The sequence below is a fragment of the Paenibacillus paeoniae genome (assembly GCF_003388735.1).
Lineage (GTDB): Bacteria > Bacillota > Bacilli > Paenibacillales > Paenibacillaceae > Pristimantibacillus > Pristimantibacillus paeoniae.
In genome coordinates this window covers 1032162-1045617 of record NZ_QUBQ01000001.1, presented here as the reverse complement: position 1 = coordinate 1045617, position 13456 = coordinate 1032162, and the positions used below count along the sequence as shown (strand labels likewise).

At 42.4% G+C, this 13456-nt stretch carries 23 protein-coding genes; 6 read left to right on the top strand and 17 right to left on the bottom strand.

Annotation, left to right across the window (positions count from 1 at the left end; genetic code table 11):
• Positions 1-9: 9 nt before the first annotated feature.
• Positions 10-426 carry a DUF1885 family protein gene (locus DX130_RS04620; RefSeq protein WP_116043216.1) on the top strand — a complete coding sequence of 139 codons (417 nt, stop codon included), beginning with the start codon at positions 10-12 and terminating at the stop codon, positions 424-426.
• 101 nt (positions 427-527) lie between these two features.
• Here the strand turns inward: DX130_RS04620 and DX130_RS04615 are convergent, their stop codons facing one another.
• From DX130_RS04615 to DX130_RS04605, 3 genes are all read right to left on the bottom strand, one after another.
• Positions 528-842 (bottom strand): DUF1292 domain-containing protein, encoded by a 315-nt coding sequence (locus tag DX130_RS04615; protein ID WP_116043214.1) that lies wholly within the window; start codon positions 840-842, stop codon positions 528-530.
• 99 nt (positions 843-941) lie between these two features.
• Complete coding sequence (locus tag DX130_RS04610) at positions 942-1520, bottom strand: stalk domain-containing protein (protein ID WP_116043212.1); 579 nt, start codon at positions 1518-1520, stop codon at positions 942-944.
• Positions 1521-1684: 164 nt separating this feature from the next.
• Positions 1685-1888, bottom strand: a complete 204-nt coding sequence (locus DX130_RS04605; protein WP_116043210.1) for a hypothetical protein — start codon at positions 1886-1888, stop codon at positions 1685-1687.
• Positions 1889-2024: 136 nt separating this feature from the next.
• Here DX130_RS04605 and DX130_RS04600 point away from each other — a divergent pair, with 136 nt between their 5' ends.
• Positions 2025-2750 (top strand): MBL fold metallo-hydrolase, encoded by a 726-nt coding sequence (locus tag DX130_RS04600; protein WP_116043208.1) that lies wholly within the window; start codon positions 2025-2027, stop codon positions 2748-2750.
• Positions 2751-2855: 105 nt separating this feature from the next.
• Here the strand turns inward: DX130_RS04600 and DX130_RS04595 are convergent, their stop codons facing one another.
• Genes DX130_RS04595 through DX130_RS04590 form a run of 3 tightly spaced genes read right to left on the bottom strand, consistent with a single transcriptional unit; the run spans position 2856 to position 3582 of the window.
• Complete coding sequence (locus DX130_RS04595; protein ID WP_116043207.1) at positions 2856-3113, bottom strand: DUF3892 domain-containing protein; 258 nt, start codon at positions 3111-3113, stop codon at positions 2856-2858.
• Between the two features lie 58 nt (positions 3114-3171).
• A complete protein-coding gene (locus DX130_RS26340) occupies positions 3172-3321 on the bottom strand; it encodes a hypothetical protein (RefSeq protein ID WP_165861160.1) in 150 nt (49 codons plus the stop codon).
• Between the two features lie 57 nt (positions 3322-3378).
• On the bottom strand, positions 3379-3582 hold the full coding sequence (locus DX130_RS04590) for a hypothetical protein (RefSeq protein ID WP_116043205.1): 204 nt from the start codon (positions 3580-3582) through the stop codon (positions 3379-3381).
• Between the two features lie 362 nt (positions 3583-3944).
• Between DX130_RS04590 and DX130_RS04585 the strand changes: the two genes are divergently transcribed.
• Positions 3945-4181, top strand: coding sequence for an OadG family protein (locus DX130_RS04585; RefSeq protein ID WP_116043204.1), 237 nt, complete (start codon positions 3945-3947; stop codon positions 4179-4181).
• A 47-nt stretch (positions 4182-4228) separates the two neighbouring features.
• On the opposite strand, the gene DX130_RS04580 is transcribed toward DX130_RS04585, so the two are convergent.
• Complete coding sequence (locus DX130_RS04580; RefSeq protein ID WP_240644464.1) at positions 4229-4945, bottom strand: alpha/beta fold hydrolase; 717 nt, start codon at positions 4943-4945, stop codon at positions 4229-4231.
• 353 nt (positions 4946-5298) lie between these two features.
• On the opposite strand from DX130_RS04580, the gene DX130_RS04575 reads away from it, so the two are divergent.
• Positions 5299-6105: a DUF2935 domain-containing protein gene (locus tag DX130_RS04575; RefSeq protein WP_206098758.1), complete on the top strand. Its 807-nt coding sequence runs from the start codon at positions 5299-5301 to the stop codon at positions 6103-6105.
• Positions 6106-6192: 87 nt separating this feature from the next.
• Positions 6193-6612 carry a YmaF family protein gene (locus DX130_RS27400; RefSeq protein ID WP_116043198.1) on the top strand — a complete coding sequence of 140 codons (420 nt, stop codon included), beginning with the start codon at positions 6193-6195 and terminating at the stop codon, positions 6610-6612.
• A 415-nt stretch (positions 6613-7027) separates the two neighbouring features.
• On the opposite strand, the gene DX130_RS04565 is transcribed toward DX130_RS27400, so the two are convergent.
• Complete coding sequence (locus DX130_RS04565; protein ID WP_165861157.1) at positions 7028-8140, bottom strand: copper amine oxidase N-terminal domain-containing protein; 1113 nt, start codon at positions 8138-8140, stop codon at positions 7028-7030.
• Positions 8141-8389: 249 nt separating this feature from the next.
• Entirely contained in the window at positions 8390-8578 is a 189-nt protein-coding gene (locus tag DX130_RS04560) for a hypothetical protein (protein WP_116043194.1), read from the bottom strand.
• A gap of 312 nt (positions 8579-8890) precedes the next feature.
• On the opposite strand from DX130_RS04560, the gene DX130_RS04555 reads away from it, so the two are divergent.
• Entirely contained in the window at positions 8891-9265 is a 375-nt protein-coding gene (locus DX130_RS04555; protein ID WP_116043192.1) for a helix-turn-helix domain-containing protein, read from the top strand.
• 302 nt (positions 9266-9567) lie between these two features.
• Here the strand turns inward: DX130_RS04555 and DX130_RS04550 are convergent, their stop codons facing one another.
• The 8 genes from DX130_RS04550 to DX130_RS04515 all read right to left on the bottom strand — a co-directional run bounded on the left by DX130_RS04550 (position 9568) and on the right by DX130_RS04515 (position 13185).
• Positions 9568-9939 carry a LytTR family DNA-binding domain-containing protein gene (locus tag DX130_RS04550; RefSeq protein ID WP_116043190.1) on the bottom strand — a complete coding sequence of 124 codons (372 nt, stop codon included), beginning with the start codon at positions 9937-9939 and terminating at the stop codon, positions 9568-9570.
• Between the two features lie 17 nt (positions 9940-9956).
• A complete protein-coding gene (locus DX130_RS27395) occupies positions 9957-10088 on the bottom strand; it encodes a cyclic lactone autoinducer peptide (RefSeq protein ID WP_165861156.1) in 132 nt (43 codons plus the stop codon).
• Positions 10081-10590 carry an accessory gene regulator B family protein gene (locus tag DX130_RS04540; RefSeq protein ID WP_116043188.1) on the bottom strand — a complete coding sequence of 170 codons (510 nt, stop codon included), beginning with the start codon at positions 10588-10590 and terminating at the stop codon, positions 10081-10083. The genes DX130_RS27395 and DX130_RS04540 overlap by 8 nt, the downstream gene beginning before the upstream one ends.
• Positions 10591-10613: 23 nt before the next feature.
• On the bottom strand, positions 10614-11234 hold the full coding sequence (locus DX130_RS04535; protein ID WP_116043186.1) for a hypothetical protein: 621 nt from the start codon (positions 11232-11234) through the stop codon (positions 10614-10616).
• A 324-nt stretch (positions 11235-11558) separates the two neighbouring features.
• On the bottom strand, positions 11559-11774 hold the full coding sequence (locus DX130_RS04530) for a hypothetical protein (protein WP_116043185.1): 216 nt from the start codon (positions 11772-11774) through the stop codon (positions 11559-11561).
• A gap of 333 nt (positions 11775-12107) precedes the next feature.
• Positions 12108-12314: a hypothetical protein gene (locus DX130_RS04525; RefSeq protein WP_116043183.1), complete on the bottom strand. Its 207-nt coding sequence runs from the start codon at positions 12312-12314 to the stop codon at positions 12108-12110.
• 16 nt (positions 12315-12330) lie between these two features.
• Positions 12331-12579 carry a hypothetical protein gene (locus DX130_RS04520; RefSeq protein WP_116043182.1) on the bottom strand — a complete coding sequence of 83 codons (249 nt, stop codon included), beginning with the start codon at positions 12577-12579 and terminating at the stop codon, positions 12331-12333.
• 126 nt (positions 12580-12705) lie between these two features.
• A complete protein-coding gene (locus tag DX130_RS04515; RefSeq protein ID WP_165861155.1) occupies positions 12706-13185 on the bottom strand; it encodes a LytTR family DNA-binding domain-containing protein in 480 nt (159 codons plus the stop codon).
• Positions 13186-13456 lie beyond the last annotated feature (271 nt).

Genomic DNA, 13456 nt, shown 5'->3' with positions numbered 1-13456 from the left:
TGATTGGAGATGAGTCAGAGCGCTTACATTAAGCTGGTGAAAGGCTCCCAAGACCAGGAACTAACGCTTCCCTATATTCAAAGCACGCTGCTCCGCTACCGTGAACAGACAGCAAAGACTGGCGAGCAGCTTGGCTGGGATTATGCTGAGGCCGCTTTCCCCTATACGATAGAATCATCCGGGGATGAGCGATGGTTCTACCTGAAGGGCATCAACGGGCATTACAAACATATGATTATGGGTCCCGGCAAGACAACATCCATCAGTGGCGAGGAAGTTCCATGCATCCAGGTCGTGCTTACAGATGATGCGACGCATGGCGACAAAGCCAAGGCGAACGAGCTCTGCCGATATATGGCCAAGACGCTTCAAGCAGAACTAACGATGTTCAACGGTCGGACGATCTATTATAATCCTAGAAAATAAACGCAGCCATGCAAGCTGATCTTCATCGCAAAGAGGGGCTCTCCGTCAGGAATAATCCTTCAGGAGAGCCCCTTTGTCATGTCGCAGCGGTAAGGAACGATTTATTGACCTTCGTTCTCCGTACGAGCAATTTCCTCATAAATAGCAGTTACGCGATTCCACTCCTCGTCATCATCGATGCCGACCAGGAACGCTTCATCGTCCTCTTCTTCGATGCGGAAGATAACACCGTCTTGTTCTGGGTCCTGACGGTCCAGAAGTACAGCATATACCTTTTCTTCGGATTCGAACGTATATACCATTACCATCTCACGCTCTTCGCCTTCATCGTTCTCTACGATAAAGACATGCTCTTCGTGTTCATGGTCTTGTCCGCATCCGCAGTCTTCCCCATGCTCGTGCTTATGCTCGCTCATGTTTGTTACCCCATTTCAATTAATTAGTCATACTTGCCCATCGTACCATGGCAGAATGCATGAGGTCAAACAAAATGCCCCGCAATCGCGGGGCAAATCTTATTTGTTGTTCTTTGGAACAATCGATGGAATCTCTTTCTCCGAAACTACGGTCCAATCGTCAGCATCCGTTACTTTCATATAGAATCGTACCGCATATTGTCCGACCGCATCGAACTTATAATCGAATTCCTCCGTAACAAACCAAAAGTTGTTCGATGACGTTACGTTCTCGCTCTGTATAAGCTTCTCCTTGCCGCTTGGGTCGGTAATCGTCACTTTCACAGACTTGATATCCGTCTGCAAATTATCGATTTGGGAGAATACTTTGATCTTGCCTGAGAAGCCTTTGTTGACAACACCGAAAGGACTATTGCCCTGATACATGAACATATGAACATTCGGCTTGTACACTGTCGCGCGTTTACTTGCATTATCCCATTCTACAATCGCTTGCATGGAGCCAGCGACTTGCCTAAGCGGCAAATATGTCGTGCCATCCACAATGATGCCGCCCGAATCGAGCTCCGTGCCGTTGATGAGCACCCGCACCTTCTGGGCAGCGGCATTCGCAAAGATGATCGTCCCTCCGCAAAGAGACAGCAGCATCAGCCAGATGGCTACTTTCTTGAAATTCATGGCTGCCATAACCTCCATCCGCATATTCTGAATGTAAGGTTATACTCTTCTTCTTGTACAAAGTTGCGGCCTCCCGCAACATTTTTTGAATCTGAGATCAAATGATTGTCTGCTTGTCAAATGCTGTTGAAATCTGCGCTTGCCTGGGAAATGATCTAAGGAAATTAAACGTAGGTTTTCGTTAGAATGCAAGGTATGCCCTTCCCTACCGCACCCGGCTCCTGCATACGGGCCAAGTAGTTCATACCGCGCGCGCAAGGGGTCTTGCATACAGCGCATGTATCGGACAGAACCAGCTTATATATCAGTTGCTTCCGATCATTGGGCAGTTGTTTCTTCTTCGTTACTTTCCCTTTTCCTTTGCTCATCTCGGGCCACTCTCCTCCACTCTTCCTGCTGCTTTGACAGTGTATGTCGGAGTGGGCGGATGTGCTTCTGCCATTGGCTTTGTTCTGCAAATTTTGTTACATTGGATGAAGAATGACATAAGGGAGAGTATGAATTATGCAGATTACAATGCTTGGCACCGGCAGTGCTTTTGCCAAACACTATTACAACAACAACGCACTGATTGAAGTCGGCGGCTATCGATTACTTCTGGATTGCGGCATTACACTGCCTCAAGCGTTGCATGAAGCCGGCCTTGACTTCTCGCAAATAGACGGAGTGCTGATCAGCCATATTCATGGCGATCATGTCGGAGGACTTGAGGAATACGCCTTCCAGATGCTGTTCAAGTATCAGCGGAAGCCCGTACTCTATATTGCCAAATCATTAGTAGAACCGCTGTGGGAGCATACGCTGAGGGGCGGACTGACGCAGGGTAATCTGACGAAGCTGTCGGACTTCTTCGACGTCCATGCGCTTGAGCCTGGCCTATCCGTAGAGCTGGCTCCTGGTCTTCAGATCGAGCCGATTCAGACGAAGCATATTGAAGGCAAAGCTAGCTTCTCCTTCCGAATCAACCACCGCTTCTTCTATACGGCAGATATGATATACGATGCTCCGCTTCTGGAGAGACTCGTTCAAGACGGTGTAGAAACGATCTACCATGATTGCCAGTTGGAGCCACCCGGTGTCGTACACGCGACGCTTGACGAGCTGCTTCAATTGCCAGAGAACATTCAACAGAAAGTATGGCTCATGCACTATGGTGATGCAATGGAGCAGCATAGAGCCCGGACAGGCCCCATGCGCTTTGTGGAGCAAAGGAAGACATACGACTTATAACGCAAGGCGCAGCGCCGGCATTATCGGCGAATAAAACAAGAGAGCCGGATGCTCTCCCTTGACGGGGAGAAGCTGCCGGCTCTTCTATTACCCTATTTTGCTAGCTTATTCGAACAAGGGAAGCTGATCCAGGTTGTTGGACGGGTCTCCATCGGCATCGCCCCGGATGTACGTCTCGCCATCACGGCCTTTGAAGGCATTCACGCCCGCAATCCGTCCAGCCTGTACATCTTGAAGCGCTGTTTCGTAATCCAGTACCCGACCTTCAGATGTCTTGAACGCCGTTAAGTCGCCATCGCCGTTCTTCTGTACGGCTACAATATGCTCTCTCGTATCCGACTGCTGGTTGTTGGTTGATTCCATGCTTTGCTTCCTCCTTCAATTGGACAATCAAGAAGTAGCATGCCCCGCTAACCGATCGTTATTCCTTTATTTTCCGCAGCCAGACAAACTGCTCATCATAATCTGTGGAATCGGTCTTCATAAATGATGATAGTGACGCAATTACGACGCCGATAATGCCGAACATTATGACTGTAGCATAGGCCAAAAAAACGATTTCAGCTGCCATTCCACTCGCCTCCCATCATTACCCTTCTAGGAACATATGCAGAGTAGGAGGCTTCCATTACGCCCTTCTTCTCTTCCTTTTTTTTCCTCTTGCCCTCCGAGCCGCTTGCTTCGCATCTGCCTCGTCATCCGCATTCTCTCTCCTTGCCGCAAGCACGGACAACAAGGCTACAATATCGCCTATGACCACGATTACGGCCGCGATCAAGGCCAAATCATCCGCTGATAGTCCTTTGTTAACATCATCTCCGAATTCAGACATCGCCTTTCCCCGCCCATCGTTCCATAATGATAGCAGTCTATTCAGTTAGGCGCGGATGGAGTGGGCTAATGAGCAGAAAAACAGGCTTTCGCCTTGTTTCGTCGCATTAATCATTAACGGCTTCAACAATAATAGACGCCTGAACAGGCGTCTGCTGGGATCTAGTCTCTTATGTAAAAAGGACACGTAGCGGCTCGGCAGAATTAGGTCCTGAAATGGCGTTTCTGATTTCTACTTCTTCGACATAGGATTTAAGTCTGGAAAAGTTTCCTTTTGGCAGCGATTTTCTCGGAGATTTCATTATTTATTGCCTATCACGTACTGTAAAGCTTATGATAGAGCAAACAAAGGAGGTTGTGATAATGCCTTTATTATTTGTATTATTAGGTCTGATTTTCCTCATGATCATTATCTCGGCTTATAGACGAAACAAACAAAATCCATCAAAACCGAATCAACAAGCGGCTAACAGTGCAGAGCCGATTATTCCAGGCGGGGATGGAGCTGGTCATGGAAAATCCAAAGGCGGGACCTCGGAAAGCGGTAGCTCTAATCATGGGGGAGACAGCGGCGGGGATGGCGGCGGTGGAGGAGATTAGATGATCTCCGCTCCACCCCGCTTTTTTAATACCCACGTAATAGTCGCCTATACATCGTGGTCGTTCAGAAAGGTTTGGATCACATCAAAAAGCTTGTCCTGCTCCGCTGAGCGAATATCATGGTCGGAGTGCTCGAAGCCTTCAACGGTGATTTGTGTCATCATTTGCGAGTATTGTTGTACGCCCTCATCATCCAACAAACTGCCTTCCAGCAATCCTCTGAGCACAAGTGCAGCCTGATCTATCCCGTATTGGAAGTGAACCTGGCGCGATTCCTTCTGAATGCCCCACACCGCCTCGGACCGAATATGGCTCGTTCGCTCGTAGGGAATGAGATAGTTATGAATATAGTCTTCTGCCCATTCTTCACTCATCGCTTTGTGCTGAGCCGGATAGTCCTGGACAATGACCGACTGGACGCGACCCCCATGATGCTGCAAATAGCCCAGTGCATAGGATACGCCTCTAGAGTAGGCATACAGGTGAAACTTCTTCAATCCGCTGGCACGCACAACAGCTTCCATATCGGAGACATGATCCTCCAAATCATAACCCGATTGCGGCGTACCGCTCTGCCCTCTCCCTCGGAACGATAGTACGACGCATCTTCTAGGCGATAAATAAGCGATCAGTTCCTCATACTCCGCTGCCGTCTCCGATAGTCCGGGGCAAATCAATACCGGTGTTAACGGGGATTGCTCTCCCGTATCCAAGTAGTGAATTTCTACTCCGTTATTTTGCGCAAAGTGTGCTGTTGTTGTCATCGGTTCCACTTCCCTTTCTCCTCTGCTATATCGTCCATCCAATAACTCCCATGTTATGATCATTATACTGGAAATTCTGCCTATGAAAAGTTTAACTTCAACATTCTCATAGTAAGGAAGTGAACAACTTGAGGGAATTTGTAGGCCATTGCGGAACTTGCGGGAAAGAAATTTATTGCTGTGACGGGTTTTTAGATGGGGTTGTATATGAAGATACGTCTGTTCGATGCTTTAACTGCTCCATATCCAAGCAGGATGATGATGAAGATTCGGCTTCCCCTCAGTAAATTTTTTAATAGGTATAGTACAAAATCTCCCCACATACGTTACTTAAGATTATAGTTACTAAGGAGATGTTGTCATTGACAGATCAATTTGTAACTCGCTCTTTAGAAGAGATTCGGTTTTGGTCAAGGATTATGAAGGAACACTCGTTATTTCTAAAACTGGGGTTCCGATGTGACGACACTCAGTTGATTCATGAAGCCAATCATTTCTATGCGGTCTTTGAAGCGATCGAAAATAAATCCAATGCTTTTACAGCTGGTACAGATCCCGCTGTAATTAAAAGATTTAATGAAGAAGTGTTTACTGCCGTTTCCTATATTTGGGCCTTTAAGAGAAAAGTATTAGGATTAATACTGTCATGCCAGCTTCCAGGTGCAAACAACTTTCCTTTGTTAGTTGATCATGTGAGCAGAGAAGCCAACTATTTCAGAAATCGATTGGCTGAATTAAATTCAGGTCGGCTAGAACCTTTGCCTGATGCTATCATTGACGAGAACGTATTCTTTTTAAGAATAATGGCTGATCATGCCAAATTCATTAGCCATCTCCTTGATCCTTCCGAGCGGCAATTAGTAGAGCAGGCCAATCACTTCGGTCAAGAATTTGATCAATTGCTTTTTCAAGCTAAAGATTTGGAACAAATGCGTCCTCAATCTCAAACGATTCCACTCCTAGACCAATTCCTCGATCAAAACAGGGTATCCGTTAAATCTCTTCGTGACTTTAAGAAAACAGCTCGAGATCTAATTGAGGCTTGTCGTATTAAAAGCATCATTCATCCGTTGTTGGCCGATCATGTATTTCGTGAAGCAGAACATTTCTTGGTCATCATTGATATGTTCGAACACAATCTAACAGGCAATTCTGCTTAGTTCTAGTTCTTCTAACCTGATTACTCTCTCCTGTCCAAACCAGTTTTCTTGAAACCGCATATTCTACCATCATCCCTTAATGAAAGGATGATGATAATGGTGAAAATCAAGCAAACATCAACAGGAAACGGAGGGCCTGTGCAATTTAGACATCGCATGGAAGGTTTGACCTCATTAGTAGAAGGGCATAGACACTCTTTTGGAAATCTGACTGACCTATTCATACCCGAGGACGGTAGACACCGTCATAATTTCAGAGGAATTACTACTACAGCTGAAGGTCATCGGCATTCCTATTCTGGTCAAACAGGGCTAAACATTGGAACTGGCAGAAATCACTTCCACCGTTTTCGGATACAAACGAACGTTGCCGATGGACATCGACATATCATTTCTGGTAGAACCACAGGTCTGATTCGGCTCGGGTCCAGGGTTGGACACAAACTAATCATTGAGAGTATTGTAAAGCAACGCGTGAAGAAAAATGGAAATGACCATAGAAAGTAAATGGTTTTCAATACAAAGAACACTTATCGATCATCTCGACGTGGTGCTCTTATCTATTAGCTTGCCTTGAGATGCTCTTACATCCGGGGTTAGTATCTGACGAAATGGGGGAGTCCTTTGCGGCCTCCCTTATTCTTGTGTTAATCTTCACAGCTCTCCCTATTCACCCATCTCCATAGTCTCGGAAGATTTGATAAAACTACCATTTTAAATGCGGCGAATTTTCAATATAAGAAGCGATATGAATGAATACAGCATCTTAAATAGAGGTGGCGATTGCCTTAGCAGTTGCCATTAGGTTATTTGGTAGATCTAGAAAGAAAAACTAAGTTTTATGAGACTTCCTATGAAAAGAATGGAGAAAAAAGAGCGCCGTGTCAATTAAGATGACTGGCACTCTTTGAGAATGAATTGTTTATGATTGAGCCTTTGTTGCCGTTACTTGAATATCGTCATAATACAACGTCGTTAAACCCTCAAAACCGGAATCCGTACCGATGAGCAAATAGATTTTGCCATGTTCGTCCGCTTTAACTTGCGCGCTGTAATTAAAATCAACCCGCTGATAGCCTTCTTTTTCCGAATCGGGCTTGATGACGTTGCCGATTACCTTAGCGTCTTTGCCGCTGAGCGATTGGTTGCCAATATCGACATTCATTTTATAATAGTCTTCTCCTGGATGGGCAGTCGGAACAGCTTTTGGCTCCTTGCCCAGAATGCCGGCCTTCACGTAGACGGATTCACCTGGCGCTCCACCGATCCCAACCATTCCTCCCGATTCCGATGTATATAGCGCAAAGTTAAGCTTCACGTCATAGGTGGTATTAGGCTCGAAGCCTTCAACACCGCGGGTGAGAAACATAAACAAATCATCACTTCGATTATGTCCCTTTAATTTAAGGCCGTAGTTGGATGAGCTCTCTTGATCAGGTATCAGCTCGCGCTTGTATTCAAGATCGTAGATATCTTTTTCATAGTTCACCGGCAAGTCGGCAAATCCGCCCTTCCATCCTTCCTGATCCTGATCAAACTTGTACATCACTTGAATGGTTTCTGCCTTTGTAGTTGAAATCGTAATTTTACGATCCGAAGCCCCCCACTCCAATTTCGCTCCCATGATCGAGGACAAGCTGCGGGCCGGTACAAACAACATGCCTTTTACTCTCTGAACAGACTCAGGAAGCTTGATCCGCTCGCCTTTCTCGTTGATTACATAGTTGGAGCGATCGGTCACTTTAATGGAATCGGTCTTATTACTGGTTAAGGTAGCTGTGTTCTCTTCATGATTCCAGGTCACCTCTGCCCCAAGCGACTCGGCCAGAGCTCTAACCGGCACCATGGCATTCCCGTTCAGAATGAAAGGGGCAGCTGCCAAGGCATGCTTACCGGTATGGTTAACGTAAGAAGCGTCATTGATTTTGAATTCAACAGATTGCGGAGCCTCCGCAGCTGAGGAATGAGGGATGTTGTGCATCGTAGCTGCAGTAGCGAGTATTAATCCGGATAAAGCGATTTTTTTGTATCTCATGTTAGTCGGCACCTCTCTCTTTGAGTTGTCATGATAGACGAGTATTTGTATGGGAAGGTTGCATGTTTGATTATGTGTGAATAGAAACCATGCTTGTTTCACATACCTTATCATTGATGGATAAGAAGCAAAAAAGCCGCTTAAATAAGCGACTTATATTCGTTGTATTGATCCCAATATGCGGGATTCTTGTATGCAAGGCAGCCTAAAATTAAAAAAAGAGCACCCGTTGGGAACTCTCTTGTCAGGCTATTCCGTTTTATAAATAATCATGATCGTATCATAATTGTTCGAGTTGTTAGAGCCTTCCGGATTGCCTGTGCTCCAACCCTTAATATCTACTATGTTCTCGGAAGGAATCTCAGCCAAAAAGGTATTCACCTTCGTCGTGAGCTCCGGGTGCATAATTCCGGCGAACAATTTAATTTGCGTCTTCATCTGTACTCACCTCCATAAGGAGACACTTCGACATCTACCCTCTAAAACCTTTTTAGCGAGTAAAGTATTAACTGAATAGGCACATATGTACCATTTAATATTTATTAGTGGTAGTAACTGCTCTCTAAACCTGCAATTTCGATTTTACGGCCGGAGCCCTGTCATGCAAGAGTGAATAGTTCTTATTCTACGAGATATTGTGAATCCTACAATTAATGATTACAACTATATCTCATTAGCGTATTTTTGATTATGGAAGATTATTTATTTAATAGGATTTTATGATAACATATAGTTGAGAGGTGAGATTGAATGACTAGAATACAATTTCGGCTAGTAGAGGCTCGAAAGAAGAATGGACTAACTCCTAATCAAGTCAGCGAAGCGACGGGGATAGATATGAGGACGCTTAGTGGGCTAGAGAAAGGTGTGTTGAGACCGGACCCGGAAAAACTCAGTAAGTTAGCAAAGCTCTATGAAGTTTCCGTAGACTGGCTAAGAGGTCATATCAACAACCCCAAAACCACTCTTTCTGAGGACGAAAAAGCTGCAGCTAACGCCATTACTTCGTACGATCTAGCTGCGTTTCTTGAGCAGCCATTCGAGCACAACGGGAAACCATTAAACCGCGAAGCAAAAAAGAAGTTATACGTAATGGCCCAGCTTCTTCTTGATCAAGATGATTAAGGAACGAATCCATCAGATCATGATTTGAATCCGTTGGAGCCGCTATTTTGTTCAAAAAATCCGAGACCACAATTGTTTTCATATTATCCATCTTCATCACCTTTAAGCTATGCCATCAAACTTTTATAGACGCCTTCTTTTTACCATTTAAACCCACCTCAACTAAATAAGCCAGTCTTGTTCGTGTCCCCAATCTTTTGAAAATGTCGACATAATACGACATCATTTCCATAAAACTTATGCTATAATTTGGGGCTAATAAAAATGAGGTTTGACCATTGGATGGTCAAACCTCATTTTTATTAATTGAATCCGGGTTGAATCTGACGATTCTGTAGATTAAATTGCTCTATGATCGCTTCGTACTTAGGTCGAGACATATTGCACCATTTCGTATCTGGCCCTACATTGTCTTCAAAGCATGCACGTGAGAACACAGGGTCCAGAAAGGTAATATTGTCCATATTGACCGCAGCTGTACGATCACATAATTTAAACTTGAAGCCTTGCTGATTCAACACGTCTATCCAATAACTTAAAGTTCCCTTGAAGTGATAACTCTCATTTGAAGTATGAAACAACACATTTTTCTTTCGCTTATCGCACTCTATAAAATGAATATCTTGAATTTTCACGAGTACGAGTCCATTCTCGCCAATGATGGATACGACCATAGACACCAACTCCAGTTTCAGTTCTTAACTAGCAACTCATCTGGCAAGTCTTCTTGATGTACGAACAACCAGCACGGTCCCTTTACAATTAAGACAGCTGCCGCTGAGAGCACTTTAGCCAATACGGAGAAAACAGCAACCTTAAGCATCCCTAACCTCACCTCCATTCAAGCGAATTAACATAACAGATTGGACTAAGAAAGCAGCTGCAATGACCGAAGATTCCAACACAAAATTGATACATACGATCGCTGTTGCAATATATCGGAGATAATGAAAATACTGTTTAGGAAACAGCGTCCTTCCCTCAATTCTGGATGGAGCGAATAAGAGCGCTAACAAGGCACTTATCGCTGTCATAATGTTGACTGTGAGCAAGGAGAAGTCGGAAAATGAAAGTACGGTTGCTCCAACCGTCGTCACAACGATGCACATCTCGGAGGAACCGAGATGAATACCACCTGAAGTCTGTCTTAACAATCCAAATGCCCCTAAAGCCGTCAACATTTCTGGAAGCCGTCCTGTTGCTAATCCAATTAAGGTAGTAAGGAGAATAATGGGAATAATATTTAATAAAAAAGCTAGCGTATGTCTGATTCGGCCTATTCGGTCAGAATACTCAGGAACTACTGCTACAATTTCAGCGGCCATTTTTGTAGCCAATCCTTTAATTCTCAGTTCTCTCGCTCCTTTTTTATAGCATAATATAAGAAAATAGACATAGATCCAATAAAAAACATACCTGTTAGAAATAAATTTTTACTATTCATAATGAAGAAAAAAGCGGTTATGAAGAAAAGCGATATGCCATAGACAATTTGCCTCTCATATTTAAATTCCAGCTTTTCAAATTCATGTGTAAATCCAATACCGAACTTATATAATAGCTTACCGATCACAACGCCTAAAACCCCTGTTAACAGTTGAATCTGATAGCGAGTGTAGTCTTGATCATTAAGACCTTCCAACGATCCAAAAAGAGTCGAAACAATAATAAACTGCAATAACGAAAAAGCAAGAAAACCAATAGCGCCTGATGCTAGTGCACCAATTATCGGCAAACCAGCTATAAACTTCATGAATAATACAGAAAACAAAATGTTGATTACAGGAACAAAATATGACACTTCAATCGATTCCAATATAAAATAGCTTTGTAGATTTGTGAGTGTGATGATGATAAGTGCCGGTATGATATATTTTCGAAGATCAAACCTGAATATGTATAGCATTAATGCGTATACCGCAAGACCTTCAATTGTGGCAAAAATCATGGAAACTAGAACATTCCACATGAAGAATCATCCCTTCGGGCTTCGGTGATAAGCATATTGGCTGTCTTCATGCCCCTAAGAGTATAGAGACATCAACCTTGATGCATAATCTCTCGTTTTCTAGAAGTTATCATCAAAAAGAAAGCTCACCATCGCCCCCTGCCGCTTAGGTAATGTACCGTACAAGTCCATAGCTATCAACAAATGTTTTTTAAGTGATGATAATTGAATTATATGGCATAACCGTATAAATACAAGGCTTTATTGCATTTTTTTGTTTCGTTTTCTTGAATGATTAAGTAAGCTACCCTTTCCATGCAAATAGCTCCTGCGGAAATGGCTGCTTCAAGATAGACCGGATTTTTTAAAAGCTCGATTATAAATATGTACACTTCTCATCATTTTTTTCACTTCGCCAAAACCAAAAAGCTCTTCATATACCTTTCTATATGTAGAATAGGCCGTTTCGAAAGCTTTTAAATCAGTCGCAGACCTAAAAATTAAAGGCACTTCACTACCATCAGGAAGTATAAAGCGAGTATATATTCTTCTTTTTTTCATAGATCCTCCTGAACACAGTGGAGCGATAGAATGGTATGCAGGTGGGAGTTTCCTTTTGTGCAAAAGCCTCTGGACCAAAAAGAGTGGTCGATATCAAACCATTCAAACCAATACATTTGTTCATGCCCTCTTCTACGAATAGAACTGCATCTAATTCGAATGGTATGAATGCCGTGTATAATAACGAATTCTGAACCAAGATCAATGATAGGAGATTCTATTTCCCGATTGTTACATGCCTCAGCCTCAGCTTGATGTAAGTAAATACTCTGACAATGAACACATTCAAACAAATAATACACCTCCTTATTGTATTTTTAACGCTTAAAAGGTTTACTCTTCATAGTATCTCTTCTTATAACGCTGCACCCAATCCACATAACTATTATATGTACCATCATCCACTTCTTCTTTAATATATGGGAGAGCTTGTTCAACAGACATTAGCTCAAAAACCGATGGAACATTATTTTCTTTTGTACTATAACAAAACAATAGATTTAATATAATATTTTTTACCTCTAACTCGTTATTGCTCACAGTATCCCCCCTCTCTCTAATTAGTTAAATCGTTGAAAATGACTGATTTGGACTGGTGCGATTTTATTTTATGCAAAGTTGAATCAAGTGAATTCATATTTCCATCATAAAGATCTATAAAAAGCTCTAAATCATTTATTGTTTTAATATGAACCTTCAGCTCTCGATATAATGCAGAGTCCTTCTTTATTCCGCAACAATGACTTGCCCATTTTAAAAAATTTTCAACAGAATCTTCCCAATTATAAAGTAATGAAACATCCAACTAAAAAGTCCTCCTTATCATATGTTTTCCTCTTTTATACATTATCACGTAAGGAATTTATAAAAAAGATAAAAATTCCATCCGAATTTTTATCTTTACATTTAAAATATATTATGCTTCATATTATTAATACTCAAATTTTCCAATATAAGACTCGTTATGAACGTCTTTTTCTTTGCCCAATGCTTTTATCAGAATCTTTATCGCTTCTCCAGTAACAGTAACTTCTCGATCATTTGCAAAATAAATCCTCCTGAAATATGAGTTGAACTTCATAATCTTAGCTTGGTTAACTACATATCCGCGATTCAAATAGCAAAAACTTTTATTTTTCTCTACTAAATACTCTAATAAGTTGTATGCAGAATTGTTAAATGGGATCTCCGAAGTTAGCGTATGTATATTCACCTTTCCTCTCTTGAGCTCAGTGACATATAAGATATCTTCGGGATCCAGCAATCGCATTGAATTCTTTTCCTGAGGCAAAAATAAAATACCAGATTCTCTTACGCTATTTGAGATAATTTCAACCATTTCATTCTTATGATGAAATGAAATGCTACTGATATCTTCTTTTAACATCTTCAATAATCGATCACTGTACATGACAAGGACCTCCTCCATTCTGGATAGTACTCACTGCGTTCCTCTATCCCCTTTCATAAGTTATGATTTTCATGTTGTTTAGTCCAATAATTCCAAAGTTACGATGGTAGTTCATAGGTCATTAGATTTCTATTTTCCCATACCTATATTGAGCATTATTTCACAAGTCTTTAGAACTATAAGTATAGCAAATGCAGTTATTGTCTAGCAAGATGCTCGAATCTAGCAGATGATCTTATCAAAAGACAAATGAATAAAAAATATCCTAAAA